Annotated in this window: 25 protein-coding genes and 2 pseudogenes; 7 read left to right on the top strand and 20 right to left on the bottom strand. The window is 71.8% G+C overall.

Translation table 11 applies throughout. The features are described 5' to 3' along the window. Positions 1-261 precede the first annotated feature (261 nt). Positions 262-741 (top strand): DUF6624 domain-containing protein, encoded by a 480-nt coding sequence (locus tag ACIOWN_RS04735; protein ID WP_401980389.1) that lies wholly within the window; start codon positions 262-264, stop codon positions 739-741. Between the two features lie 27 nt (positions 742-768). Here ACIOWN_RS04735 and ACIOWN_RS04730 read toward each other — a convergent pair whose 3' ends face one another. Together ACIOWN_RS04730 and ACIOWN_RS04725 are read right to left on the bottom strand one after the other, a co-directional pair. Beyond that, positions 769-1,797, bottom strand: a complete 1,029-nt coding sequence (locus ACIOWN_RS04730) for an SDR family oxidoreductase (protein WP_362348445.1) — start codon at positions 1,795-1,797, stop codon at positions 769-771. Between the two features lie 114 nt (positions 1,798-1,911). Next, complete coding sequence (locus ACIOWN_RS04725; protein WP_401980386.1) at positions 1,912-2,931, bottom strand: PHP domain-containing protein; 1,020 nt, start codon at positions 2,929-2,931, stop codon at positions 1,912-1,914. 108 nt (positions 2,932-3,039) lie between these two features. On the opposite strand from ACIOWN_RS04725, the gene ACIOWN_RS04720 reads away from it, so the two are divergent. Further along, complete coding sequence (locus tag ACIOWN_RS04720; protein WP_362348449.1) at positions 3,040-3,276, top strand: hypothetical protein; 237 nt, start codon at positions 3,040-3,042, stop codon at positions 3,274-3,276. A 199-nt stretch (positions 3,277-3,475) separates the two neighbouring features. Here the strand turns inward: ACIOWN_RS04720 and ACIOWN_RS04715 are convergent, their stop codons facing one another. Both ACIOWN_RS04715 and ACIOWN_RS04710 read right to left on the bottom strand, forming a co-directional pair. Further along, positions 3,476-4,732 carry a ricin-type beta-trefoil lectin domain protein gene (locus ACIOWN_RS04715; RefSeq protein WP_401980382.1) on the bottom strand — a complete coding sequence of 419 codons (1,257 nt, stop codon included), beginning with the start codon at positions 4,730-4,732 and terminating at the stop codon, positions 3,476-3,478. Between the two features lie 127 nt (positions 4,733-4,859). Continuing rightward, on the bottom strand, positions 4,860-5,414 hold the full coding sequence (locus ACIOWN_RS04710; RefSeq protein WP_362348453.1) for a VanZ family protein: 555 nt from the start codon (positions 5,412-5,414) through the stop codon (positions 4,860-4,862). 261 nt (positions 5,415-5,675) lie between these two features. Here ACIOWN_RS04710 and ACIOWN_RS04705 point away from each other — a divergent pair, with 261 nt between their 5' ends. Continuing rightward, positions 5,676-5,864 (top strand): DUF6980 family protein, encoded by a 189-nt coding sequence (locus tag ACIOWN_RS04705; protein WP_362348455.1) that lies wholly within the window; start codon positions 5,676-5,678, stop codon positions 5,862-5,864. A gap of 39 nt (positions 5,865-5,903) precedes the next feature. Here ACIOWN_RS04705 and ACIOWN_RS04700 read toward each other — a convergent pair whose 3' ends face one another. Continuing rightward, positions 5,904-6,566, bottom strand: a complete 663-nt coding sequence (locus tag ACIOWN_RS04700; protein WP_362348456.1) for a DUF4230 domain-containing protein — start codon at positions 6,564-6,566, stop codon at positions 5,904-5,906. Between the two features lie 188 nt (positions 6,567-6,754). On the opposite strand from ACIOWN_RS04700, the gene ACIOWN_RS04695 reads away from it, so the two are divergent. After that, on the top strand, positions 6,755-7,723 hold the full coding sequence (locus ACIOWN_RS04695) for a ribose-phosphate diphosphokinase (protein WP_362348667.1): 969 nt from the start codon (positions 6,755-6,757) through the stop codon (positions 7,721-7,723). Positions 7,724-7,888: 165 nt separating this feature from the next. Beyond that, positions 7,889-8,271, top strand: a pseudogene (locus ACIOWN_RS04690) (anti-sigma factor antagonist). Between the two features lie 66 nt (positions 8,272-8,337). Here the strand turns inward: ACIOWN_RS04690 and ACIOWN_RS04685 are convergent. After that, positions 8,338-9,294 (bottom strand): NADP-dependent oxidoreductase, encoded by a 957-nt coding sequence (locus tag ACIOWN_RS04685; protein WP_362348669.1) that lies wholly within the window; start codon positions 9,292-9,294, stop codon positions 8,338-8,340. Between the two features lie 227 nt (positions 9,295-9,521). Here ACIOWN_RS04685 and ACIOWN_RS04680 point away from each other — a divergent pair, with 227 nt between their 5' ends. Then, positions 9,522-9,914, top strand: coding sequence for a VOC family protein (locus ACIOWN_RS04680; RefSeq protein WP_326805603.1), 393 nt, complete (start codon positions 9,522-9,524; stop codon positions 9,912-9,914). 113 nt (positions 9,915-10,027) lie between these two features. On the opposite strand, the gene ACIOWN_RS04675 is transcribed toward ACIOWN_RS04680, so the two are convergent. From ACIOWN_RS04675 to ACIOWN_RS04615, 13 genes and pseudogenes are all read right to left on the bottom strand, one after another. Continuing rightward, positions 10,028-10,327, bottom strand: a complete 300-nt coding sequence (locus tag ACIOWN_RS04675) for a DUF4235 domain-containing protein (RefSeq protein ID WP_362348459.1) — start codon at positions 10,325-10,327, stop codon at positions 10,028-10,030. Positions 10,328-10,377: 50 nt separating this feature from the next. After that, complete coding sequence (locus tag ACIOWN_RS04670; protein WP_362348671.1) at positions 10,378-11,397, bottom strand: glutathione S-transferase C-terminal domain-containing protein; 1,020 nt, start codon at positions 11,395-11,397, stop codon at positions 10,378-10,380. A 210-nt stretch (positions 11,398-11,607) separates the two neighbouring features. Continuing rightward, positions 11,608-11,706, bottom strand: a pseudogene (locus ACIOWN_RS04665) (nitroreductase family deazaflavin-dependent oxidoreductase); the annotation flags it as partial. Between the two features lie 311 nt (positions 11,707-12,017). Beyond that, the gene (locus tag ACIOWN_RS04660) at positions 12,018-12,293 is read right to left on the bottom strand and encodes an acyl carrier protein (RefSeq protein WP_362348460.1); all 276 of its coding nucleotides are present in this window, start codon (positions 12,291-12,293) and stop codon (positions 12,018-12,020) included. Positions 12,294-12,298: 5 nt separating this feature from the next. Further along, positions 12,299-13,879, bottom strand: a complete 1,581-nt coding sequence (locus tag ACIOWN_RS04655) for a dihydrolipoamide acetyltransferase family protein (RefSeq protein WP_362348462.1) — start codon at positions 13,877-13,879, stop codon at positions 12,299-12,301. A 1-nt stretch (position 13,880) separates the two neighbouring features. Beyond that, positions 13,881-14,960 carry an alpha-ketoacid dehydrogenase subunit beta gene (locus tag ACIOWN_RS04650; RefSeq protein ID WP_401980376.1) on the bottom strand — a complete coding sequence of 360 codons (1,080 nt, stop codon included), beginning with the start codon at positions 14,958-14,960 and terminating at the stop codon, positions 13,881-13,883. Then, positions 14,957-15,982 carry a pyruvate dehydrogenase (acetyl-transferring) E1 component subunit alpha gene (gene pdhA / locus ACIOWN_RS04645; RefSeq protein WP_362348466.1) on the bottom strand — a complete coding sequence of 342 codons (1,026 nt, stop codon included), beginning with the start codon at positions 15,980-15,982 and terminating at the stop codon, positions 14,957-14,959. Before pdhA ends, ACIOWN_RS04650 begins: the two co-directional genes overlap by 4 nt. Then, the gene (gene acsA, locus ACIOWN_RS04640) at positions 15,979-17,793 is read right to left on the bottom strand and encodes an acetate--CoA ligase (protein WP_401980373.1); all 1,815 of its coding nucleotides are present in this window, start codon (positions 17,791-17,793) and stop codon (positions 15,979-15,981) included. Before acsA ends, pdhA begins: the two co-directional genes overlap by 4 nt. 335 nt (positions 17,794-18,128) lie before the next feature. After that, positions 18,129-19,556 carry an RtcB family protein gene (locus tag ACIOWN_RS04635; protein WP_401980370.1) on the bottom strand — a complete coding sequence of 476 codons (1,428 nt, stop codon included), beginning with the start codon at positions 19,554-19,556 and terminating at the stop codon, positions 18,129-18,131. Between the two features lie 53 nt (positions 19,557-19,609). Then, entirely contained in the window at positions 19,610-20,047 is a 438-nt protein-coding gene (locus ACIOWN_RS04630; protein WP_401980368.1) for an archease, read from the bottom strand. Positions 20,048-20,263: 216 nt separating this feature from the next. Next, positions 20,264-20,731: an Hsp20/alpha crystallin family protein gene (locus tag ACIOWN_RS04625; protein ID WP_362348472.1), complete on the bottom strand. Its 468-nt coding sequence runs from the start codon at positions 20,729-20,731 to the stop codon at positions 20,264-20,266. Positions 20,732-20,994: 263 nt separating this feature from the next. After that, positions 20,995-21,459, bottom strand: a complete 465-nt coding sequence (locus tag ACIOWN_RS04620) for a universal stress protein (RefSeq protein WP_401980365.1) — start codon at positions 21,457-21,459, stop codon at positions 20,995-20,997. A gap of 297 nt (positions 21,460-21,756) precedes the next feature. Continuing rightward, positions 21,757-24,216 carry a DUF4118 domain-containing protein gene (locus ACIOWN_RS04615; protein ID WP_401980362.1) on the bottom strand — a complete coding sequence of 820 codons (2,460 nt, stop codon included), beginning with the start codon at positions 24,214-24,216 and terminating at the stop codon, positions 21,757-21,759. A gap of 403 nt (positions 24,217-24,619) precedes the next feature. Here ACIOWN_RS04615 and ACIOWN_RS04610 point away from each other — a divergent pair, with 403 nt between their 5' ends. After that, positions 24,620-25,060, top strand: a complete 441-nt coding sequence (locus ACIOWN_RS04610; RefSeq protein ID WP_362348477.1) for a universal stress protein — start codon at positions 24,620-24,622, stop codon at positions 25,058-25,060. 111 nt (positions 25,061-25,171) lie between these two features. On the opposite strand, the gene ACIOWN_RS04605 is transcribed toward ACIOWN_RS04610, so the two are convergent. Beyond that, positions 25,172-25,456 carry a DUF1540 domain-containing protein gene (locus ACIOWN_RS04605; RefSeq protein WP_362348479.1) on the bottom strand — a complete coding sequence of 95 codons (285 nt, stop codon included), beginning with the start codon at positions 25,454-25,456 and terminating at the stop codon, positions 25,172-25,174. Between the last annotated feature and the right edge of the window lie 314 nt (positions 25,457-25,770).

The raw sequence follows: 25,770 nt of genomic DNA, 5'->3' as shown, positions 1-25,770 counted from the left end.
GAGCCGCCGCCGGGCAGACGAGGCGCGGCGCCAACGACCACGCGGGACGCGATGCTGCCGCCGGTTGAGCAGGGCTCGGTCTCGCCGGGCGGGCCAGGCGAGCAGGGCGCTGTGCCGCCGGTTGGGCGAGGCACGGTGCCGCCCGTGGGGCGAGGCACAGCGCGCTCGGGCGGGCGCGGTGTGGTGTCGCCGGGCAGGCAGGACGTGGTGCCGGTCGGTGGTCATCGTGTGGCGGCGTCGGCCGGGGAGGCTGCCGCTCTTGTGGCGGACGAGCTTGTGTGCCGGGCCGAGGCTGATCGGGAGGTGACGCGGGAGGCGGGGGCGGCGCCCACCGCGCAGCGGCGGCGGAAGGTGGCGGAGTGCCGGCGGGGCAACGCCGAGGCGCTCGCGATGATCGTGCGGCGGCACGGCTGGCCGACCGTGGAGGCCGTGGGCGGGGCCGCCTCGACGGCCGCGCTGATGATCCTGCTGCACGCCCCCGACCTGGACTTCCGGCTCCGCTGCCGGGATCTGATCGCGCAGGCCACCGCGGACGGCCGCTGCCCCGCCGCGCACCTGGCCTACATCGCCGACCACTGCGCCGTGGAACTGGGCGAGCCGCAGTTCTACGGCACGCGGATCAACCCCGCCACCCTCCGCCCGTACCCCGTGCGCCGCCCGCAGACCCTCGACGAGCGCCGCCGTGACGTCGGACTCGGTCCGCTGGAGGAACAGATGCGGGCGCTGCGCGCGCACGGCTGACAGCCCCGGGGCCGGCCCGCACGCCGCTCACCCCACCTTGCGGCCCCGCAGCGGCTCCGTGTCCTCGCCCTCGCCCCGCTGCAACCCCTGGAGGAACTCCTGGAGGACCTCGGTCGCCGTACGCTCCGGCCGCCAGCCCAGCTCGACGTGCGCCCGGGTGCAGTCCATCAGGGGCAGGTGCAGGACCGCGTCGAACAACTGGGGCGAGGCGGGCAGCAGCCGCAGCCCCCACGCGGCGGCGATCGCCGAACGGGCGGCGGTGCGCGGCAGCCGTACGGGCCGGGAGCCGAGCAGCTCACCCAGCACCCGCGCGTCCAGCGGCGGCTCGGCGGCCAGATTGAACGCTCCCCGCACCTCGTGCGTGAGCGCCAGCCGGTAGGCCCGCGCGGCGTCGTCCGTGTGCAGCGCCTGCACCCGCAGGCCCGGGATGTCGGGCAGGAACGGCATCAGCTCGGGCCGGGCCAGCTGCCCCGGCAGGAACCGCCCGGCGAAGATCCGCCGCTGCTCGCTCGCCGACTCCCGCTTGAACAGGAAGGCCGGGCGCATCCGGACCACCCGCACATCGGGATGGTCCCGCTCGAAGGTGTCCAGGGCCCGTTCCAGATACGCCTTCTCCCGGCAGTACGCGGCGTCCGGCCAGCCGTGGGTCGGCCACGACTCGTCCACCGCGTGGTCCTTCGGCCCCGGTGAGTAGGCGCCGACCGATGAGGCGTGCACCAGGACCGGCACCCGCGCCGCGGCCACCGCCTCGAAGACCCGCATGCTGCCCAGCACGTTGGTGCGCCAGGTGGCCGCCGGATCGTGCGTGGGCTGGAAGGCCCAGGCCAGATGGATCACCGCGTCGGCGCCCGCGAACTCCCCGGCCAGCCCGGACTGCTCGAAGGACACGTCCACCGCCGACCACTGCGTCTTCGGCGGCGACCACTGCGGGATCCGGCGGGCCAGTCCTCGTATGGACCCGATCTCCGGATCCTCGGACAGGACGCGTACGACACTCGTGCCGACATTGCCGGTGGCGCCCGTGACGACGACCCGGCTGCCCGAAGCGCTGCTCACCTTCGGCTCCTCTCGGCGACGGCTGACAGTGCGTACCACCGAGTACCCGGTCCCGGCCGGCCGACGCGGACCGCGCGGACCCGGCCCGCACGGACCCGGACCGCCCGGCACGCCTCACGGCGTCCGGCGCTCGCGGGCCCAGTCCAGCAGCTGGTCCCCGGCCCACGTGGTCACCACGCGCTCCGGTGGCACCCCGCACTCCTCGGCCCGCGCGCATCCGTGGATCTGCCAGTCCAGCTGGCCGGGCGCGTGGGCGTCGGTGTCGACGGAGAACAGCACACCGGCGGCGACGGCCCGGCGCAGCAGCCGCCGCGGCGGGTCGAGCCGCTCCGGGCGGCTGTTGATCTCCACGGCCGTGCCGGTCTCGGCGCACGCGGCGAACACCGTGTCCGCGTCGAACTCCGACTCCGGACGCCCCCGGCCGGTCAGCAGCCGCCCGGTGCAGTGGCCGAGCACGTCGGAGTGCGGATCGCGTACGGCGGCCACCATGCGGCGGGTCATCGACCGGGCGTCCATCCGCAGTTTGGAGTGCACCGACACCACCACGACGTCCAGCCGCTCCAGCAGCCCGGGATCCTGGTCGAGCGAGCCGTCGTCCAGGATGTCGCACTCGATGCCGGTCAGCAGCCGGAACGGCGCCCAGGTCCGGTTCAGCTCCGCGACCACGTCCAGTTGCTCGCGCAGCCGCTCGGCGGACAGCCCGCGGGCCACCGTCAGCCGCGGCGAGTGGTCCGTCAGCACCGCCCACTCGTGCCCGAGGCGCGCCGCGGTCCGGCCCATCTCCTCGATCGGGCTGCCGCCGTCGGACCAGTCGGAGTGCAGATGGCAGTCACCGCGCAGCAGCGCCCGCAGCCGTTCGCCGCCCTGAGTAAGCGGTTCGCCGGCCTCGTCCTCCAGTTTGCGCAGATAACCGGGCATCTGCCCGGTCAGCGCCTCCCGGACCACCTGGGCGGTCTTCGGGCCGACGCCCTTGAGCGACTCGAGCGTCCCGGCCGCGGCCCGCTCGGCCACCTCCTGCCCGGGCAGCCCGGACAGCACCCGGGAGGCGGTGCGGAAGGCGCGCACCCGGTAGGTCGGCGCCAGGGACCGCTCCAGCAGGAAGGCGATCCGGTCCAGTGCCTCGACAGGGTCCATCGCCACCTCCACCCCCAGGGTTCCCCGGTGCCGCCGGGACCGCATCACGCGGAGGCCCGACGGCACCGGAAAGCCCGTCGCCGCGGTCGGCGTTCTAGGCTGGATGACATGACCGAAGTCGCTACGCCCTACATTTCGCGGCCGCGGATCCTCGTGCTCGCCGTGCAGCCGGGCAGTCCGCCCTTCCGGATCGTGGAGATCGACGGCGAGGTGGTCGGTGAGGCGAAGACCGTCGTCGACGTACTCACAGCCGCCGCCGCCTTCGGTATCAGCATCCACGACCTCGACGATCCGGACGTGATCCGCTGGGTCGGCGGCGACAAGTTCACCTGGACCGTGCACTAGGGCCCTTCGTTTGGATCATGCCGGGCTCGCGGGGTCTGGCACCACGCCTCGCGGCGTTGTCGTCAGTTGGCAGGGCTCCGCCCTGCCGCCCTCCTCCGCCTTGCGATGCACGGCACCAGACCCCGCTCCCTGATCCGGCCTGATCCAAACGAAAGACCCTGGCCCGCGTGCGCCTGCCGGCCGTGCCGGTCCCCGGGGCTCAGCCCACCGTCCACTTCTGGTTGGCGCCGCCCGTGCAGGTCCAGATCTGGAGCCTGGTGCCGTTGGCGGAATTGTTGCCGGTGACATCCAGGCACTTGTTCGCCTGCGGGTTGACGATGTCGTGCGCGGAGGAGACGACCCACTTCTGGTTCGCACCGCCGCCGCAGTCCCAGAGCTGGACCGTGGAGCCGTCCGCCGTGCCGCGGTCCGTGACGTCGAGGCACTTGCCGAGCGCGCGCAGGGTGCCGTCCGAGCCGACCGTCCACTGCTGGGCGGCGCTGCCGTTGCAGTCGTAGAGCTGTACGGGGGTGCCGTTGGCGGAGTTCGCCGCGGCCACGTCCACGCACTTGCCGGCCAGCCCCCGGATCGCGACGCCGCCGGCCGTGTCACTGGTGGTCACCGAGACCGAGTCGACCACGAGCTGCTGCGGGAAGGAGGTGGAGCCGTCCGGGTCGCCCGGCCAGTAACCGCCCACGGCCAGGTTCAGGATCAGGAAGAACGGCTTGTTGAACACCCACGTCCTGCCGCCGAGGTCGGCAGGCGTACGCCGCTGGTAGACGTTGCCGTCCACGGACCAGGTGATCGAGTTCGGCGCCCAGTCGACGGCGAAGGTGTGGAAGGCGTCCGCGAAGGCCTGCCCGTTCGGCAGCGTGTAGCCCGCGCCGATGCCGCCCGAGCCGGAGTAGCCGGGGCCGTGGATCGTGCCGTGGACGGTGGACGGCTCGAAACCGACGTTCTCCATGATGTCGATCTCACCGGAGTCCGGCCAGTTGACCGGCGTCCCGAGCATCCAGAACGCGGGCCACATGCCCTGCCCCCGCGGGATCTTCATCCGGGCCTCCACGTGCCCGTACTGCGCGGAGAACTTCCCGGAGGTGTTCAGCCGGGCCGAGGTGTACTGGCATGTGCCGTACCAGCACTGGTAGTTGGAAGGATTCTCCCGACGCGCGGTGATGACCAGGTGGCCCTGGCCGTCCAGGGCCGCGTTCTTGTTGCCCGACGTGTAGTACTGCCGCTCGTGGTTGTTGACGTTGTCGCCGGTCTCGATCTGCCACTTGGAGGAGTCGACGGACGCGCCGGCGGGACCGTCGAAGTTGTCGGAGAACGTGACGGCGGCGGCCACCTTCGGGGTGGCCGCCGTGGGGGTGGCGGCCGTCGGGGAGTCGGCCTGTGCCGGGCCGATGGCCGCGGAACCGGCAAGGACGGCGGACAGGGCGGCGAACAGACATCTGCGGAGCAGGCGTGGACTGGCCACGGCTCTCCCTTCCGTGCGGCAGCCCGGGCCCGGGCCGCCGACCGTTGTGGGGGGGTGAATGTGTCGCCCTTGATTCAAGGAGTGAGATAAGGGAGCGTCAATACATGGTACGGACCAATTCCGGCCATCACTCACGCGGCTTGCGCGCGTGCACGGCCCGGCCCATGCGCCGGCCCAGGAGCAACCAACCGAGCAGCGCGCCCGAGGTGTTGAGGATGACGTCGTCGATGTCGAAGGCCCGCCCGGTGATCAGCGCGCCCTGCGCGAACTCCACCAGCAGCATCACCGTCGCGGTGAGCAGCAGCACCGGCAGGACTTTGCGCGCCCCCGGCGCCACGACCGGTACCAGCACGCCGAACGGCACGCCGAGCAGCACGTTCCCGCCGAGCTGCTTGACCGCCTCCCGTGCCTGCGCCCCCTCCAGATAGGCCCGGAGCGAGCTTCCCGGGCGCAGATTGCTGTGCGCGATGGACGCCGACGCGGGCGACGGCTCCAGCGTGAGCTTCGCCAGGACGACGGCGAACGCCACCATGAAGGCGAAGGCGCACAGCATCGCCAGCAACCGCACCGGCCAGGGCGCGGGCCGCCGGACCCCGCCGCCCGGCCGCCCGTCGGCCTTGGCCCGGCCCCTCGCCCCGCGCGGGCGGAAAACGGTACGCGGACTGAACGCCACCCGGCCCATGCCACTCCTCCCGGACGCCAACTCCCTTGCCAGACCACCCTGTTACCCGCGAACCGACGGAGGATGCCCCACCCTGCCCGCGGCGGCCCCACGCCATGGGACGGGTCTCGGACGGCCGGTCGACGACATCGTCCAACTGGACATCGCACAGGACGGATTTCTCACGCCTCGCCGCGGCCGTGGATGATCGGACGCGCGCCGATGCCGGCGACGACCGCCCCTCCACGAGAACCGAGGCCTGAACAACCCTGCTGTGAGGCGATGAGCAGTCATGTGAACATGCGCTGCGACGTGCACGACGACCCCTACGCCTGTCCGGATGTTCTGATCGACTACAGCGCCGAGTGCCGGAGTTACGGGCTGATCATCCATGACGGCGGCACATCGAGTATCACCATCGACTTCTGTCCCTGGTGCGGACGACATCTTGCGAAGTCGCGGCGGGAGTGACGGAACCTCCGGCCGGCGCGGCCCGGCGGCCGGGGCCGTTCAGGGGCCGTACGTGACGTGGACCTCCTTGAAGCCGAGGGACTTGAGGAGGCCTTCGAGCATGCCGGTGGTGTTGGTCTCGGCGCGGGCCGTCAGGCCGCTGTCCTTGGCCGCGTCGGCGATGTGCTCGACCGCGAGGCGCTGTACGGCCTGTTCGCTGTTCGGGTTGTCGGAGAACAGGTCGCCGAGCCGGTCGAGCAGACCGCGCTGTTTGGAGACGGCGTAGGAGTGGTCGGCGTCCAGGGCCGGGCGGCCGAGCCGCGCGTGCGGCAGCCGCAGGGTGGCGGTGGTGCGGTCGCCGTCGACCGTCACGTCCTGGTCACCGAGCCCGCCGAGGTCCACGTAGGCGTCCACGGTGCCGGCCCCGACGTACAGGGTGCGGGTGCCGCGGATCGCGTCGGGCAGGTACTTGGTGTCCTTCTCCAGGTCCACGACGACCTGGAAGTTGCCGGAAGCGGCGTCGTAGCGGCTCAGGTCCTGGATCGACTTCAGCAGCGCGGGGCCCGAGCGGTCGTGCGTCTCGGTGCCGAACAGGTCCTTGATGCCGGGCAGCACGGCCAGCGCGACACCGGCGAACAGCAGCGCCAGTACCACCACGACGGCACTCACCGCCTTCGCCCAGCCCGGCATGCGCCGGGTGACTCGCTCGGGGGCAGTGGTCATCCCAGGGTTCTCCTTCCTCCCTCCTCAGAATGCCCGCCAAATCCTTCGGCAGACCGGCCGGTTGGGCGGCGAGGGGCGGTCGTGGCGCGTGGGTGTCCCCCTTGCCCCGGCAGCGGGCGTGGCGCGGCCCGTCACCGCGCGATCAGTAGCATGCGCCGGGAGTCGGAATGATCAGCGAGGAGCGGATCGTGCGAGACATCGCGGTGTTCAGCGGCAGTGCCCACCCCGCCCTGGCGGCTGAGGTGTGCGCGCATCTGGGCGTACCCCTCAGCCCGGCGCGGGTCAGCCGGTTCGCCAACGACTGCCTGGAGGTGCAGCTCCGTGCGAACTGCCGGGAGCGGGACGTCTTCCTCATCCAGCCGCTGGTCAAGCCGGTGCAGGAGCACCTCGTCGAGCTGCTGCTGATGTGCGACGCCGCCCGCGGCGCGTCCGCCGGGCGGATCACCGTCGTGATGCCGCACTACTCCTACGCCCGCTCCGACAAGAAGGACGCCCCGCGCATCTCGCTGGGCGGCCGGCTGGTGGCCGACCTGCTGGTCGCGGCGGGCGCGAGCCGGGTCCTGGCGATGACGCTGCACGCCCCGCAGGTGCACGGCTTCTTCTCGGTGCCCGTCGACCACCTGCACGCCCTGCGCGAACTCGCCGAGCACTTCCGGCAGTACGACCTGTCCCGCACCACCGTGGTCTCCCCGGACCTGGGCAACGCCAAGGAGGCGGCCGCGTTCGCCCGCATGATCGGGGCCCGGGTGGCCGCCGGGGCCAAGCAGCGCTACGCCGACGACCGGGTGACCATCAGCTCCGTCATCGGTGACGTGGCCGGGCGGGACGTCATCGTGCTGGACGACGAGATCGCCAAGGGCAGTACGGTGCTGGAACTACTCGACAGACTGCGCGAGTTGGGGCCCCGCTCGATCCGCGTCGCCTGCACCCACGGCCTGTTCGCGGCGGGCGCCCTCAAACGGCTGACCGAGCAGAGCGACGTCCTGGAGATCGTGTGCACCAACACCGTGCCGATGCCGGCGGAGGGCGAGGAGTACCGGGAGCACAAGGACAAGCTGCGGATCCTCTCCATCGCCCCGGCCCTCGCCGAGGCCGTGCGCCGCATCCACAACGGCGAGTCGGTGAGCGCCCTGTTCGACGCGCCGCCCGGGGAGTAGCCACAGGCGGCCGGAATTCGGAGACATATGTCAACCGAACATGCTGGAATTCACTCTTACGAGGGTAACTTGCTGAACGGGTAGGGGTGTTGGGCCCCGAACACCGGGGGATGCTGTGATCTCCGAGCCCGTCGTACGAGGAGCCGGTTGGAGGGGAAGGTCGTCGTGCAGCAGGAACCTGCGCCGTCGTTCACCCGGCATCTGCGTGTCCACCGGGACCGAGGGCACACGGTGCTCGAGTTCCGAGGCGAGATCGACATCGCCGCCGAGGCGCAGATCGCCCCCACATCGACCGGGCCACCGCGCCGCCCGGGGCCAGAATCGTGATCGACCTGAGCCGGGTGGACTTCTTCGACTGCTCGGGGCTGCGCCTGCTCTACCGGGCCCGCGGCCGGGTCCTCGACCACGGCGGGGAGCTGCACCTCGTGTGCACGCACCCGCTGACCCTCCGCATCCTGAGGGTGACCGGCCTGTCCCGGCTGCTGCCGCCGCAGCCGACGCTTCAGGCGGCCCTGGAACAGCACGGGGCAGCGTCCGGCTCGGTGTGACCGGGCGCGCCGCCGGTTCGGCCTGATCAGGTTCGCCGCCGGACCGCTGTGCCCGGACGCCGGGCGTCAGTCCATCATCAGGACCAGCTTGCCCGTGGTCCGGCCGGTTTCGCCGGCCTCGTGCGCCCTGGCGGCCTCGGACAGTGGGAAGGTCCCGGCGATCGTGGCGCGCAGCCCGCCCTCGTCGACGAGCCGCGCGATCCGACGCATGCCGTGGTGGTCGGCGTCGACGAGCATCCGGACCGCCCGCACGCCGAGCCGCTCGGCCTCGCGGTAGAGGTCGTCGGAGCCGACCGGCACGATCGACACCACGATCCCGCCGGGCCGCAGGACCCGCAGCGAACGGAGCGAGGTCTCCCCGCCGATGGGGTCCAGTACGACGTCGACGTCCCGTGCCGCCTCGGTGAAGTCGGTGGAGTGGTAGTCGACCGGCTCGTCCACGCCGATGCCGCGCAGGAAGTCGTGCTTGCCGGCGCTCGCGGTGCCGAAGACGTACGCGCCGCGCGCCTTGGCGATCTGCACGGCCACATGGCCGACCCCGCCGGCGGCCGCGTGGACCAGCACCCGCTGCCCCGCCCGGAGGTCCGCCCGCTCCACCAGCGCCTGCCACGCGGTCAGCGACACCAGCGGCAGCGCGCCCGCCTGGATGTGGTCGATCCCGGCCGGCTTCGGCGCGAAGACCCGGGCCGGGGCGGTCACGTACTCGGCGTGCGAGCCGTGGCCGAACGGGTACGACAGCATGCCGAAGACCTCGTCACCGGGCCGGAAGAGGGAGGCGCCGACGCCCGTCGCCTCGACCACCCCGGAGACGTCCCAGCCCAGTACGAACGGCGGTTCGCCCAGAAAGAGACCGCCGGCCCGGTGTTTCCAGTCCGTGGGGTTCAGCCCGGCGGCCCGCACCCGCACCAGCACCTCGTTGGCCCTGGGCACGGGCCGCTCCAGTTCGACTTCCCGCAGCACCTCGGGGCCGCCGAGGACGTCCTGACTGATCGCGCGCATCGTCGCCGTGCCGTTCGTCTCCATGCCGTTCGCCTCCATGCCGTTCATGGTGAACCAGTCCGCCCGCGCCCGCCCGCTCATCCGGCGGCGCGTCCCGCGGCCCGGACTCTCCTGCCACTGCCCGGACCTGGCGGGCGGTCGGGTCGGCCGGCGTTCGCCCTCCGCGCGGGCCTGAATCCGCGGGGCCGGGATATCCGGGAAAGAGAGCGGCTGGACACTCACGTCCCGCCGCCGGACCCTACGGAGGAGACATGCCACTGGTGAACGCGGGCGTCGTGGTGCTCGACTGCGCCGAGCCCGAGAAACTCGCCGTGTTCTACAAGGAGTTGCTCCAGGCGCGGGAGACGGACGTGACCGCGAACCTGGTGCAGATCAGGGCCGCCGACGGACTGCGGCTCGCCTTCCGCCGTGACGCGGGCGCGACACCGCCGAGCTGGCCGCGTCCGGAGAACTCGCTCCAGATCCACCTGGACTTCCTGGTGGACGACCTGGACGCGGCCGAACGCCGGGTCGTCGAACTGGGCGGCCGCCCGCTCGAAGCCAAGGACGCCCCCGGCCCGTACGAGGAGCGCGGCTGCTCCGACCCGGCCGGCCACACCTTCACCCTCCGCCGCGTTCCCGAGGTGGGACCCAAGCAGGGCTGACCCCACCCGGCGCCGGGCCGGGCGGGCGGTGACGGCCGGCCGCCGTGCCGGGGGCGCGGCGCCGGTCGCGGTCCGCGGCGGGCCGGGTGGCCGGGGTTCCACGGAGCGGCGGGTCAGTCGTGGTCGTCCCTGACCTTGGCGGGCCAGACGCCGATCGAGCGTTCGACGGCGGTGGCACCCGCCCGGTCGACGGCGCTGCGCACGACGGCGAAGATGGCGCCCTGCACGGCCGCCGCGAGCAGGATCTCCCCCCAGCGGCGGTTCTCGTCGAGCGGCTCGGGCGCCTGGTCCTCGTGGCGGACGGCCTTCCACGTCACGCGGAACGCCAGGCTCGCCAGCGCGCCGCCGGCCCAGCCCAGCACGAGGCCGACGGGCCGGTAGGCGAGCGGGAGCTTGAGCTTCTTCTTGGCCATCGGTGTCTCCTTTGCCGGTACGGGGGCGGGGCTCTCGGGGCGGGCCGTCGTCAGGGCCGGCCCTGCGGCGGTACCTCCTCACCGGGCGGTACGGGACCCGGCGGGGTCCCGTCGCCGAAGGGGCGCCCGCCGAGCTCCTCGCGGTGGTGCGGACTCAGCCATCCGGACAGGTCGGGGCCGAGGGGCACGATCCGGGTCGGGTTGATGCCCGAGTGCACCTGGTAGTAGTGCCGCTTGATGTGGTCGAAGTCGACCGTGTCCCCGAAGCCGGGCGTCTGGTACAGGTCTCGGGCGTACGCCCACAGCACCGGGTTCTCGGCGAGCTTCCAGCGGTTGCACTTGAAGTGGCCGTGGTAGACGGCGTCGAACCGGACCAGCGTGGTGAACAGCCGGATGTCCGCCTCGGTGATCGTGTCGCCCACGAGGTAACGCTGCCCGGCCAGACGGGACTCCAGCAGCTCCAGCCGCCGGAACACACCCTCGCAGGCCGCTTCGTACTCCTCCTGGTTCGTGGCGAAGCCCGCCCGGTACACGCCGTTGTTGACGTCCTCGTAGACCTCCGCCATCACCGTGTCGATCTCGTCGCGCCGGGCCCGCGGATACAGGTCCGGAGCGCCGGGCCGGTGCAGCGCGCTCCACTCGGTGGCGAGATCGAGCGTGATCTGCTGGTAGTCGTTGGTGACCAGCTCACCGCTGGGCACGTCGACCACCGCGGGCACGCTCACCCCGCCCGGGTAGCCGGTCTCCCGCCGGTCGTAGGCCTCGCTGAGGAAGCGGATACCGAGCACGGGATCCCGGCCGTCGGCGTCCAGCGTGAAACGCCAGCTCCGGTCGTCCTGGATCGGATCCACGACGGCCAGGGACAGGGCGTCCTCCAGCCCCAGCAGCCGCCGTGAGACCAGTGCCCTGCTCGCCCACGGGCAGGCACGGCTGACCACCAGCCGGTACCGTCCGGCCTCCACCGGCCGGCCGTCGCGCCCGTCGGCGGTGATCCGGTCCGCGAAATGACTCCTGGACCGTTTGAAGGCCTTGTGACCGTAGGCGCTGTTGCCCTCGCCCCCGCCGCTCATGTGTCCTCCCTGCTCGGCCTGCTCGGCCTGCTCCACGGATGTCCTGGTGAACACGTTCCCCGAAATCCGTCCGCGGCACGGAGTGAGCCACGGCGGACCGGGTGCGGGCACGAAGGGGCCCCGCCGCGACGGGGGAGCGCGGCGGGGCCTGACACACGCATGCCCGGACGGGACGGGCTCATGCCTACCGGCCGGAATTTCCCGCGCGGCTCAGTTCTCGGCGTCCGGTTCCAGCACGAAGACCGGGATCTTTAAGGAGGTCTTCTCCTGGTACTCCGCGTAGGGCGGGAACTCGGCCACCGCCCGCTCTGTGACCGGGCTTTATCGTTGGCACAAAAGCAGCATTGCTGGCACGACTGATGAGGCGGGCCAGTCGGGGCGGCAGAGGGACCGGGACCTGACCGATGGTCAGGTGAGCGCCGGCGGCCCTCGGCCCGGGCCCACAGGCGGTGGCGGACTTCCAGCTCGGCGATCGGCCGACTCGTGGTGTTCGTGGCGAAACAGGTGAGGCGTGCCGTCCGTGCCCCGTGAACTTCAACTGGCTCGAGTTCGGCGAGCCGGGATCCGTCCCGGACTCCTCCGCCGGACTCGACCGCTCAACGGGTATTGACGCCGGACGATCAAGAGGCTGGGCCGGCCTCGTCCCTCGTCCGGTCGACCAGGAACCTCGTGGCGTCGGACAGGGTGGTCAGTTCCGGGTAGTCCTCCTCGTCGATCCGGATTCCCGTGCGCTCGGACAGCAGCTCCACCAGGCTGAGGAAGTCGAGCGAGTCCAGTTCGAGCACGTCACGGAATTTGTCGTCCGGTCCGACCAGGCTGAAGTCCGCGTCAGGAACGATCCGGCTGATCGACTCCTCGACCACGGTCCTGGCCTCCGCGTTGTCCAGGGGCTTCATCCGACTCACAACTCCTCCGGTGCCTGCAGCAGTCGGTCGATCGCCGTCAGGTAGCGTGCCCCTACGGCACCGTCCGTGGCCCGGTGGTCGGCGGCCAGGGTCGCCGTCACCACCGGACGCACGCCGAGCATGCCATCCGAGGCCCAGGGCCGCTCGACAACCGCGCCGAAGCCGACCAGGGCCACCTGAGGCGGATGGATGACACCGAACACCGTCTCCACGCCGAGGTCGCCCAGGCTGGTGACGGTCAGGGTGGCCCCGGTCGTCTCGCTGCCACGCAACCGTCCCCGGCGGGCGCGCTGGACCAGATCCTTGAGACTGGCCATCAGAGCGTCGGGCGGCAGTGTGTCGGCGCGGTGGATGACCGGCGCGAGCAGTCCGCCGTGCCGGAGTGACACCGCGATCCCCAGGTTGACCTCGGAACCGGGGACGAACCTGTCGTTCTGCCAGTAGCCGTTGAGACCCGGGACCTCATGCGTCGCCGCCGCGGCGGCCTTCAGCAGCAGGGCCGCCGCCGCGAGGCGGCCGGCAGGCGGACGAGCGCGGTTGATGCGGCGCAGCCAGTCCTCGGCCGCCTTGAGGTCGATGGTGGTGCACAGGTAGTAGTGCGGGATCTCCCGTTTGGAGCGGCTCATGAGGTCGGCGATGGCACGGCGCATGGCGTCCGTGCGCTGTTCCGGGCCGATGCCGGTCGGTACGGTCGTGTGCGTGCGCTGGTCGCCGTCCCGTCGGCGCTGAGCCGGCTGCTCGGGTCCATTCCCCTTGGGCCTCCGGGTGCCTGCGCGTACGGCCGCGCGTACGTCCACCGCTCGAACCGCTCCGCCGTCCCCGGTGCCCTGTACCGCCGTGAGATCAATGCCGAGATCACCGGCGAGCCGCCGTGCGTACGGGGTGGCCCGTACCCTGGGGGCGCGCATCGGCGAGGCGTGCTCCACGTCGGTACGAGTGATCCGTCCACCGGGCCCGGTGCCGTGCAGGACCGTGAGGTCGATGCCCCGCAGCGCCGCCAGATGCCGCACGAGGGGCCCGGCCCCGATGACCGAGTCGCCGCCGGCACACAGCTCCCGCGGTGGTTGTGAGGCAGAACTTCCTGTCGAGCGTACGGGCTGCCTGGCCGGCTCCTCGCGGGATTCCGTGCGCACCGGCTCGTGGACGGGCCTGGACTCCCGGGCCACCTTTCGCGGGGGTTCCGGGCGTTCGTGCCGTGAGACCGGTTCTCCGGCGGTGTCCGCGCGCGTGGGGGTCTTCTGCGGGAGACGCGCCCCGACCGGCTCGGCGGCCATGGGCGGGACCGTGTCGGCCCCTGACGTCGCCGGCGCCTCGGGGGCCCCCACCCGTACGGTGGGCGCGGCCGCGCCTTCGATCACCGCGAGCGGTGTCCCCACCGCCACCCGGGTCCCTGGCGCAACGAGCAGCCGTCCCACGGTCCCGGACTCGAAGCACTCGACCTCGATCGCCGCCTTCTCGGTCTCCACGACCGCCACGACGTCGCCCTTGTGGACCTGGTCCCCCGGGGTCACGAGCCACTCCTGCAGCACTCCCTCGTCCATGTCCGCACCGAGTGAGGGCATGGTGAACGCGGCCATCTCAACCCGACCTCCCGGTGACCGACTGCCATCGCGCCTCGTCGGCTCCGGCCGGCACGGGCTCGCCGACCGTGCGACGCGCGGCTGCGACGATTCTGCCGACCTGCGGCAGCGCGGCCTCCTCCAGCCTGCGCGCGTACGGCACGGGAACTTCGGCGCTGCACACCCGTTCGACGGGGGCGTCGAGGTCGTAGAAGTGCTGTTCGGTGAGGCGCGCCGAGATCTCCGCGGCGAGGCTCCCGGTCCGCCAGCCCTCGTCGATGACGACGGCGCGATGTGTGCGCGCCACCGACTCGCCGATGGTGGCGTCGTCCAGTGGGCGCAGGGTACGCAGGTCGACGACCTCGGCGCTGATGCCGTCGCCGGCGAGATCTTCCGCGGCGGCCAGTGCCTTGGGCAGTGAGCCGCCGTAGGTGATCAGGGAGACGTCCGTGCCCGGTCGGCGGACGCTCGCGTGGTCGATGTCGACCGGTCCCGCGTCGGCGGGCAGGTCACCGGAGACGTTGTACAGGCTGCCGTGCTCGAAGATCAGCGCGGGGTCGGGGTCGGCGAGTGCGGGGGCCAGCATGTACCGGGCGTCGGTGAGGGTCGCCGGGGCCAGTACACGCAGGCCGGGGATGTGCGCGTACCAGCCCTCCAGGCTGTGCGAGTGCTGGGCCGCGAGCTGCCGTCCCGCGCCCGTGGTCATCCGGATCACGATCGGAACGGGAAGCTGGCCACCGGACATGTGCAGCAGGGTCGCCGCGTTGTTGAGGATCTGGTCCAGGGCCAGCAGGCTGAAGTTGACCGTCATGATCTCGACGATCGGCCGCATGCCGCCCAGGGCCGCACCGATGCCGGCGCCCACGAACGCCGACTCGGACAACGGGGCGTCACGGATCCGCTCGGGCCCGAACTCCTCCAGCAGGCCGAGGCTGACACCGAAGCAGCCGCCGTACCGGCCCACGTCCTCACCCATCAAGAACACTCGCTCGTCGTTGCGCAGCGCCTCCCGCAGGGCCTCGCGCATCGCCTCCCGATAGGTCGTCCTGCGGTCCGAGGGCGTGGCGGACTTGGCGGTACGCGTGCGGGTCGCTGTCATGGCCGACTCGCCTCCACCGGGCTGGTCACGTACTTCAGCAGATCCTCGACAGGTTCCTCGGGAGCCTGTTCGGCCGTCTCGACAGCACGGTCGATCTCGGCGGCCAAGCGGTCCTCCAGGGCGGTGCGGGCCCTGTCGGACAGCTCCTTCGCCTCACGCAGCCGGCGGGCGAGCCCTTCGACCGGGTCGCGTTCCTTCCAGTGCTCGATCTCGGCCTTGTCGCGGTAGCGGTCGGGGTCGTACATGGAATGGGCGCGGAATCGGTAGGTCCGCATCTCCAGGAAGTGCGGTCCGGTTCCGGCACGTATCCCTTCGGACGCCCGCCGGGCGGCGTCCTCGACGGCGAAGACGTCCATGCCGTCGACTGCCCAGGAGACCATGCCGTACCCGGCGGCACGCAGCGCGAGATCGGTGCGGGCCTGGTGACGGGCCAGGGCCGTGCCCATCGCGTACAGGTTGTTCTCGCAGACCAGCAGCAGGGGCAGTCCCCACAGCGCGGCAAGGTTGGCGGTCTCGTGGAACTCACCCTCCGCGAAGGCACCGTCGCCGAAGAAACAGCAGGTGACACGGTTGTGACCGGTCATGCGGTCGGTGAGGGCGAGGCCGGCTGCCAGAGGCAGCCCGCCGCCGACGATCGCGTTGCCGCCGTAGAAGCGGCGGCCGGCGTCGAACAGGTGCATGGAGCCGCCACGGCCGTGGCTGCAGCCGGTGACCTTGCCGAACATCTCCGCCATGATCGCCTCGGCCGGAACCCCGCGGGCGAGTGCGTGCCCGTGTTCGCGGTACGTCGACACGACCGCGTCGTCGTCCGTGAGCGCCTCGTTGACGCCGACGGCCACGGCCTCCTCACCGATGTAGAGGTGCATGAAGCCCCGGATGCGCGCCGCGCTGTACAACTCCACGCAGCGTTCCTCGAACCGGCGGACGCGCAGCATCGACTCCAGCAAGGCCAGCCGGTGCGCGGCCTGACGGTTCGGACGAGGGGCGGGCCGTGGCGCGCGCGGCGTGCGGGTGGTGCTCATGCCGACTGTTCCGTCCTCTCCGAGGAGTCCTCCAGCGTGGAGATGTCGCCCTCCGGCAGGCCGAGTTCCCGTGCCCGCAGGAGGCGCCGCATGACCTTGCCGCTGCGGGTGTGCGGCAGGTGCTGGTCGAAGGCGATGTCGCGGGGCGCCACGGCCGGACCCAGTCGGCGCCTGGCGAAAGCCAGCAGGTCCCGTCGCGTCGCGGTCGTCGCGTCGAAGCCCGGCCGCAGCGCGACGAAGGCCTTCACGATGTTCCCGGCCACGGGGTCGGGGCGGCCGATGACCCCTGCCTCGGCGACCGCCGGATGCTCCATCAGGGCGCTCTCGACCTCGAACGGCCCGATGAGATGTCCCGCCGACTTGATGACGTCGTCGGCACGCCCGACGAACCAGTACCAGCCGTCCGCGTCACGTCGTACCAGGTCGCCGCTGAGGTACCAGCCGTCCGCGAAGGCGGCGGCGGTGCGCTGCTCGTCGTTCAGATACCCGCGGAACATGGACGGCCATCCGGGCCGGAGCGCCAGCTCGCCCTCCACCCCGGGCTCCTCCAGGGCAGTGACATGTCCGTCGGTGACCTCGGCACGGCCGTCCGGGCCGCGCCGCAGCACCGCCGCCTCCACCCCGGGCAGCGGGCGCCCCATCGAGCCGGGACGGATGTCGCATGCGGCGAAGTTGGCGATCATGATGGCGCCGGTCTCGGTCTGCCACCAGTTGTCATGCACCGGCAGTCCGAGCACGTCCCGCCCCCACACCACCGCCTCCGGATTGAGCGGCTCACCGACCGACGCGATGAACCGCAGCGCGCTCAGGTCGTACGAGCGGGGCAGGTCGTACGGCCCGGTCCTCGGCGTCGTCCGCATCAGCATGCGCAGGGCCGTCGGCGCGGTGTACCAGACGCTCACCCGCTGCTCGGCGAGGATCCGGTACCAACGGCGAGCGTCGTAGTCGCCTTCGTCCACCACCACCGTCACACCGTGCATGAGCGGGGCGACGATCCCGTAGGACGTGCCGGTGACCCAGCCCGGGTCCGCAGTGCACCAGAACACGTCGTCCTGGTGGAGGTCGAGGGCGTACAGCGCGGTCGTGTAGTGGGCGACGGCCGCTTCGTGCACGTGCACCGCGCCCTTGGGGCTGCCGGTCGTGCCGCTGGTGAAGTGCAGCAGGGCCATGTCGCGCGGCGAGGTCGGCGGGATGGTGAAGGTGTCGGGGGCGTCGGCCATGAGCGCGGCGAGGGACAGGGTGCCGGGCAGGTCGTCCGCACCCTCGCCGACGATCAGTACGTGACGCAGACCCGGCAGCGCCTCATGCAGTCCGGCGACCTTCCTGCGATACAGCTCCGACGTGGTGACCAGGACCCGGGCATCACTCAGCCGCAGCCGCTGAGCCACCGGGTCCGGTCCGAAGGCGGAGAACAACGGGCACAGGACACTGGTGTTCTTCAGCGTGCCGAGGACCACGGTGTACAACTCGGGGCACCGCCCCAGCAGCGTCACCACCCGGTCGCCCCGGCCGATCCCGAGCGTACGGAGCACGTTGGCGAATCTCGACGTGGCACGTGCCAGGTCCCCGTAGGTCACACAGTTCACGGAGTCGTCCCGCGCGACACAGCGCAGGGCGACCGCGTTCGCGCCGGCCGGTGCCGCGTGCCGGTCCACGGCCTCGTGCGCGATGTTCAGTCCCCGCCCGCCTGGCAGCCCCCGCAGCCTGGCTCGCGCCTTCGACCACGAGAAGTCCGCACACTCCTTGTCGTAGTCGCCGAGATTGGGGGCAACCCGGGGCATGGTGTCCTTCCGGACGGTCTCCCACCGCATGCCGGCCCCTCCTTCCTGCGGGCCTTCTTCGACCCTCTGTCGGGTCCGCCCCGCCCGCACTGGGCCGAACGGCCCCGGTACCTGGCCGGACGGCTCAGATCAACGACGGCCGGCTGGATGCCTGGCTCGTCACCGACGAGTACGCCGAACTCCGCTCCGCGCTGCGGCGTCTGGCCGCCGAACGCGGGCTGGTGCCGCGCATGACGGACGTGGACCAATCCGTGGTGCGCGGGCACGACCGCGCACTGAAGACGGACTCGGTCACCTCCCGATCCGGCGCCTGCTCATCACCGACCCACCCGCACTGCTCGGACGGCGCACCGTTCGGGGGGTTCTCAGCCTTTGAGGACGCCCAGCGGCACCAGGCGGGCGACAAGGCGGCCCAGGTTGTTGTGTTCGCTCGCCCGGACGACGGCGTCGACATCCTTGTACGCCTCCGGTGCCTCCTCGGTGATGCTCCTCCAGGAGGCGGGGCGCACGGCGACCCCCGCGTCGACCAGCTCCCGGCGCAACTGCCCGGCGGACATCTCGCGGTGCGCGCGGTGTCGGCTCCAGACGCGGCCCGCGCCGTGGCAGCAGGAGTCGAACGCCCGGTTGCCGGTGCTGCCGGCCATGACGTACGAGCCGGTGCCCATTGTGCCGGGCACGAACACCGGCTGACCCGAGGCGCGGAGTGCGTCCGGCAGGTCGGGGTGGCCCGGTGGCAGGGCCCGGGTAGCGCCTTTGCGGTGGATGCACAGCAGGTGCTGGGCGGCATCGTCGCCGGTGTGGCGTTCCACTTCGGCGAGGTTGTGCGAGACGTCGTAGAGCAGGTCCAGGCCTGTGCTGGTGGCCTCGAGGAAGACGCTGCGGGCGGCTTCGGCCAGCAGCTGGCGGTTGGCGCGGGCGAAGTTCGCGGCCGCGGCCATCGCACCCAGGTAGGCGCGGCCTTCGGGCGAGTCGACGGGAACGCAGGCGAGTTGCGGGTCGGGTACCTCGATGCCGTACCGGCGCATCACGGTGTCCATGGCCCGCACGTGGTCGGCGCAGATCTGGTGGCCCAGACCGCGCGAGCCACAGTGGATCATGACGCACACCAGACCGGGGCGCAGGCCGAACGCTCGCGCGCACGGCTCGTCGTAGACGGCGTCGACCGCCTGGACCTCCAGAAAGTGGTTGGCCGACCCCAGGCTGCCGACCTGCCCGGCGCCGCGCTCCAGCGCACGTTCCCCGACCTGGGTGACATCGGCGTCGTCGACAGCTCCGCCGGCCTCGCACCGCTCCAGGTCGCGTGGCACGCCGTGGCCCCGCGCCACGGCGTACCGGGCCCCGCCGCACAGGATTTCGTGCAGTTGCGCCCGGCTCGCCAGGTGCCACAGTCCGCCGCGCCCGAGCCCGCGCGGGATCATCACGTCCAGGCGGTCCATCAGCGCGGGGAGCTTCGGCAGCAGGGCGGTGCGGTCCACGTGCGCGGTGAGCAGGCGTACCCCGCAGGAGATGTCGAAGCCCACGCCTCCGGGCGAGATGACCCCGCCGTGGGCGATGTCGGTCGCGGCCACGCCGCCGATCGGAAAGCCGTAGCCCCAGTGGATGTCGGGCATGGCGTACGAGGCGCGTACGATGCCCGGCAGCGTGGCCACATTGGCCACCTGCTGAAGGGCTTGGTCGCCGGGCTCGTCCGGCAGCAGCTCCCGTGGCGAGAGGACAACGCCGGGTGCACGCATGGCGCCGGTCTGCTCGATGCGGAACCGCCAGGGTCCCTCCGCCACCAGCCGGATGTCCATGTCGGTTCGGCCTCCTCGGCGAGCCGTTCCGGCGCGGGGCGCCGGGACGGACATCACACATCCAGCGTCACCTGGCAGGCCCACCCGTGCGCATCCCTGCCCAGCCGCAGGCCGTGCCACGCGACCGCCTTGGGTACGGCCCCGGTCTGCGTGGCCGTCGAACTGTCGGCCATGCCGAATCGCACTCGTACCCCGCCCGGCTCCGGCGTCACCGTGGTGTCCGCAGGAAGCTCGTCCGCAGCGTCCATACGGTAGATGACTTCCTCGAGCACGGCAGCCAGGATCCGGCCGTCGTCGTCGCCCGACACCACGCACTCCCGGGTGACCACGGAAGCACCTGGGGGCAGTTCGGCGAAGCTGCCGACCATGCCGCGCACTGCCTCGACGATGCATTCCTCGCGCGTCCGCGCCCACGCCTCGACCCGAAGATCACCGGTGTGCGGAAGGCTCCGGTGACCTCGCGGAGACTGTCCGGGCCCGACACCGGTCATGGTGCTCGGACACCTCGACCCGAGAGACGGCCGGCCGGGCATGCGTTCCGCGTCTGCCGGTCATCGTGGACGGGGCGTTGTTGCAGGGTGCCGGGACGTGCGGCCCGTGTCCCACCACGTTCTCGTGCCACCTTTCTGCCGGAACGTGGCCGTACGGGTGCGGATCGAGGGCCGGCCGTCCGCACCCGTCGAACGTGCCCGGGCAGGAGCGATGGTTCAGCCCTCGATCTCGACGTGGTGGGGCTTGGCTGCCTGAGACTTGGGGACGGTGACGGTGAGGATGCCGTCGGCGAGATTGGCGTGGACGTTCTCGGCTTTCACCTCGGTGGGCAGGAGCGCCCGGTACTCGAATCGCCCGGTGCGGCGCGTGCCGCGGCGCAGGACTCCTTCCCGTTCGCCTTCCTTCAGCTCCCCGGTGATGTGGAGTTCCCGTCCGCCGACCTCCACGTCCACGTCCTCGCGCTTGATGCCGGGCAGTTCGCATTCGACCTTGTAGGCCTCGTCGGTCTCGCTCAGGTCGGCCAACGGCGCCCAGGCCATGGGCTCGGTCCAGGACGGAGCGGCGGACTCCAGAAACCGGTTCATCCGCTCGAAGAGTTCGTCGAACTCGGCGGCCATCGGCTCGCGCCAGGGGTAGGCCCGCTCCCGCAGGCTGCCGTGCCTGTGTCGTACGGGCAGAGTCATGCGGCTCACCTCCGCGGATTTGAACTCGAAGAGCCATGTCCCTCCGTTCCATCATGCGCGACGGCCGCCCGGTCTGCGACCTCGTACCGGCACGGCTCGGATGCCGTGGGCCGGGGCGTTCGGCGGCAGGAGCATGCCGTCTACGCGCTGCTCGCGCTGGGTGACCGAGGCCGACCTGTGCCTGTCGTCATCGATGAGTTCCCCGACCGACAGAGTCCCGAGCTGCCCTCCCGTCGTCGTGGTCGCGCGCGTCGCCGCGCCGTTCAGGCTCCGTGGCCGCGACCACGGACCACGACGACGGGGCACGGGGCGTGCTGCACGCAGTGCTGACCGACCGACCCCAGCAGTGCCTCGCTGAATCCGCCGCGCCCTCGGTTGCCTACGACCAGCAGCTGCGCTCCCTCGGCGGCATCAAGCAGGACGGCGGCCGGGTGTCCGTGAGCTGAGACAGGGCGGAGGTCGACGGGCCGTCCCGGGCCCGGGCCGAGGGCTTCGTCGATCGCCTGGTCGAGGATCTTGCGTGCCTGCTTCTGGTAGTCGGTCGGATCCGTGTCCGTGGGCGGGGTCAGGCCGAACCAGGGCGTCGGAAAGTCCCAGGCGATGACGGCGTCGACCACGCCGCCCGTCAGCCTTGCCTGGCTGACTGCCCACCGCAGGGCTGCCTTTGAGGGTTCGGAGCCGTCGACACCCACCACAATCCGCGGAACTGACGTCGCTTCGTCACTCATCACGCACCTGCCCGGTCGCGCTCGGCATCCCCTTCTCACCATGCCTGTGGCAGCCTGGGACCGCCACTTCGACCGGGCGTCGATGACGTGTGACGGCTGCGCCTTGCGGCAGTCGGACCGGTGAGCCGCTACGCCACATGGCGCAGACCCTCCACTGGGCGGTGCGCCTCGTCGTGGGGACACGGACCGGACGGCTTCGACGGCGCCGCGGTCGGCTCGGTCGCCCTGGGGGCAGCCGCAGCAACTGCCTGGCCCGGAACCTGGCCCATTCGCCCTCCCCAGCGCGGCGGGTACGGCCTACTGCCTGTGGTCGGGCGACTGCCCAGGGCCGGGGCAGGAGCCTGTGGCGGCCGTCGGAAGAGTGAGTGTCACCGAGAACAACCGTCCGTCGTCGTAGGACGGCTCGAGCGTGCCGCCCATCGCCTCGGTGAGGTCCTGCGAGAGCCGCAGCGTCAGGCTGTCGGCATGCCGGGCGCCGTCGGCACCGCCCGTGAGTCGGATGCGAAGCCTGCCGCTGAAGGCTTCAGCGGTCAGCGTCGGCGGCCGCCCGGCCGGGCTGTGGATCAGGGCGTCGGCTGCGAGGGCGGTCAGGACCCGGGTGAGCAGGGCGCCGTCAGCGATCACATCGGGCGCCTGCTCCGGTAGCCGGACCTGGATGGTGCGGCCGCCGGGGCCCAGGTCGTCCAGTACGGCGGTCAGTAGCTCGTCGAGGCCGACGGGGCGCAGGTAGAGGTCGAGAGCCCCGCCCTGCAGCCGGTCGAGGTCGGCGAGGTCGGCGACGACCTGGGCGGCGCGGCGGACCGACGTGCGGGCCGTGTCGATGTCCTGGCGGGCGAGGGCTTCCTCCGCCGCGCGCAACAGCTCCCGCAGGTCGCGGTCGGCTGCCCGGATCAGGGAGACGCGCGTGCGTTCGGCGTCGGCGAAGGTGTCCGTCTCGGCGGCGTGCCGGGCGAGCCTGCCGTGCAGGTGGGCCATGCCGAGTTGGGCCGCGCACGCGCCGAGGATCCGCTGGTCGTCGGTGGCCAGGACACCTCGGGCCGCCAGCGTGAGGGTGTCGCTGACCGGACTTTCGACGTCGGCTTCGTACGGCTGCTCCGGTGGGTGTGCACCGGCGCTGGCGACCACGTACCAGCGTGGCCCCGGTGCTGCCTCGGGTGCGCGTTCGAGAAGGCTGACGCCGGTCAGCCCGAAGCTCTCCCGCACCTGTTCGACGAGGCTCGGCAGGTCCTGGCCGTGCATCATGGCCGTTGCCAGCCGGTTCAACACCCGTGCCTCCCATGTCGCGCGTACGGCCTGGCGGGTGTGCCGGGCGGCCGCGTCGGCGGCGGCTCCCACCAGGGTGACGGCGATGACGAAACCCGCCAGCGCGAGGGCGTCGCCGCCGTGCTCGACCCGCAGCGAGTGAAGGGGCGCGGTGAAGTAGTAGTCGGCGAGCAGTGCCGCCGCGAGGGCCGCCGCCAGCGCCGGAACCAGCCCACCGGCCAGGGCGGTGCCCACGGCCGCGAGCAGGTAGACCAGCAGTACCCCGGACAGGTCGAGCCGGGGGACTGGCGCGGTGAGGAGCAAGGTCAGCACGGTGAGCAGCAGTGCGGCCCCCACCGCCGCCGACCAGAACCGCCGTGGTCCGATACTGCGGCCGCGGCGCGGCAGCCGCGTCGTGAAGGCGGAGCCGGCGGCCGCCTCGTGGGTGATCACATGGACGTCGATGGGGCCGGAGCCGCGGATCGTGCGATGCCCCACCCCGGCGTCCAGCAGCAGGGACAGTCGGCCGCGGCGGCTGGCGCCGAGCACGATCTGGGTGACGTTCTCGGCCTGAGCGAACTGCAGCAGTGCCTCGACCACCGACTCGCCCGTCGTCTGGTGGTAGGTGCCGCCCAGTGACTCCACCAGGGTGCGCTGGGCGGCGAGGGCCGCCGGATCGGCGTGGGTGAGCCCGTCGGCGGGCACGACGTGCAGCGCCAGTAGTTCGCTGCCCGGAGTGCGCGCGGCGATCCGGGCGGCCCGTCGGATCAGCGTCTCGCCCTCCAGGCCGCCGGTCAGCCCCACCATGATCCGCTCACGGGTTTCCCAGGGGATGGCGATGCCGTGCTCGGCGCGGTAGCGCTGCAATCCCTCCTCCACCCGATCGGCGAGCCACAGCAGCGCCAGCTCGCGCAGCGCGATGAGATTACCCACCCGGAAGTAGTGGGTGAGAGCCGCCTCGATCCGGTCCGGCGGATAGATGTCGCCGTGCGCCAGGCGTCGGCGCAGCACTTCGGGCGGCAGGTCGACCAGCTCGATCTGATCGGCTCGGCGGGCCACTTCGTCGGGCAGCGTCTCGCGCTGGCGCACTCCCGTGATCTGCCGGACGACGTCGTTCAGGGACTCCAGGTGCTGGACGTTGAGCGTGGTCACGACGTCGATCCCGGCGTCCAGCAGCTCCTCCACGTCCTGCCACCGCTTGGCGTTGCGGGTGCCGGCGCCGGGGGCATTGGTGTGAGCGAGCTCGTCCACCAGCGCGACCTGGGAACGGCGGGCCAGCACCGCGTCGAGGTCCATCTCGGTGAACTCCGCTCCCCGGTGGGTCACCGTACGCCGCGGCACCGTCTCCAGGCCTTCGGCCATGACGGCGGTCGGTCGCCGCCCGTGTGGCTCGACGAAACCCGCGACCACATCGGTGCCGGAAGCGCGCAGGCGCTGACCCTCTTCGAGCATGGCGTACGTCTTGCCCACGCCGGGGGCCGCCCCCAGGTAGATCTGCAACCGTCCACGCGCCATCCCCGGGCTCCCGCCGGCTCGTCGCACTGTTCGCCGCGTACCTCCCTTCATGATGTACCCGGAGCAACGGCACGCCGCGCGGCGCCGCCGTACCCGGGTGACCGGCGACACGGACCGGCCGTATGCGCGGCCCCGGCAGGCCGGCGCCGCACTGGGGCCGCATGACGTCGACCGTCATGGCGGTGCCTTCCGTCCGGCTGTCGTGCCGAAGCATCGGCCCGTTCAGTCTGTTCGAGCGTCCACCTTCTGCGGTCCTCCGACGCGTCGTGGCGCGCCAGGGGCTGAACGGCTCACACGGCCCACTTGGCCGTCCTTCCCCTGGCGCGCCACCACGGAGTCGCGCAGCGTGGAGGTGAAGGACGGCGTTCGGCGTGGCCGGCGAGAGGCAGGAGAGGGGAGACGTATGGGCACGGACACTTCCAGGCCGCGTGTCGTGGTCGGCGTCGACGGTTCGCCGTCCTCGTACGCGGCGCTGCGCTGGGCCGTGCGGTACGCCGGACTGATCGGCGGAACCGTGGACGTGGTGGCGGCGTGGGATCTGCCCGGTGCGTACGGCTGGGCGGCTCTGGCCGTGGACGCCGATTTCGACGAGGCTGTCGCCCGGCAATGGCTGAGCCAAGAGCTGAGCGAGGTGCTGGGAGCCGAGGAAGCTGCCTCGGTCAGGGCGCTTGTGGTCCGCGGTAACACCGTCGAGGTGCTTCTGGAGGCCGCCGAGGGGGCTGAGGTGTTGGTGGTGGGCAGCAGGGGGCGCGGCGGGTTCGCCCGGGCTCTGCTGGGGTCCGTCAGCCAGCACGTCACTGCGCATGCCAGGTGCCCGGTTGTCGTCGTGCGCCCGGAATCGTGAGGAGGGCAGTCCGGCGGACCCGTGTGACCCAGTTTCGACGGCTCGCGATTCGGGCGTGATGGCGGTTTCGACGACCTCGGCTCACACCCTGCTGGACGCAGGACGTTTCTCTCAGCGCGGGCTGTAGGTCAGGCAGTCGGCTACCCTCCGGCCGGAGCCGACGGTGATGCCCGGCGCCTGGCATTCGAGCCGGATGTTGTGCCGGCAGCCGGTCATCTTGCAAGCACCCACCTGCCCGGTTCCGGCCGGATCACCGCCTTTGAAGGAGGTGATGAAGTACGTGTCGCACTGGGCGTGCGGGGGATCCCCGACGGTGATGGCCAGTGCGTGGCACGCGCTGCCGACGTTGTAGGAGCACGCTTCCACCGCGCACTCGTTGATGTACGGCATGTCCATGGATCCTCCTGGCATTCGATACACGCCGCGGGCCGACGGCGGCGGCAGCCTGTGCGGTGTTGCACGAGGCCAGTCCTCAAGGTGTGGGGACCCTCGCCCCGGCATCGCGCACGACACGCACAGCGACTGGGAATCGTCCCAATGGAGGTAACGCCTCCCCGGGCTCGAGGTTGCCCCGGCTCGGGGGACTACCAGCAGATCGCGGTCAGGCGGACTACCCCGACGGCATGCTGACCGTCAGCGTGAGCCTGGGCACCGAGAAGGCGGAGGCGCAGCACGTGGAGATCCGGCAGCAAGTGACACCGGCTGACGAT

It is taken from the genome of Streptomyces sp. NPDC087787, assembly GCF_044743035.1.
Taxonomy (GTDB): domain Bacteria; phylum Actinomycetota; class Actinomycetes; order Streptomycetales; family Streptomycetaceae; genus Streptomyces.
Note: the sequence above shows the minus strand (reverse complement) of the source record. Positions and strands in the feature narration are given on the sequence as shown.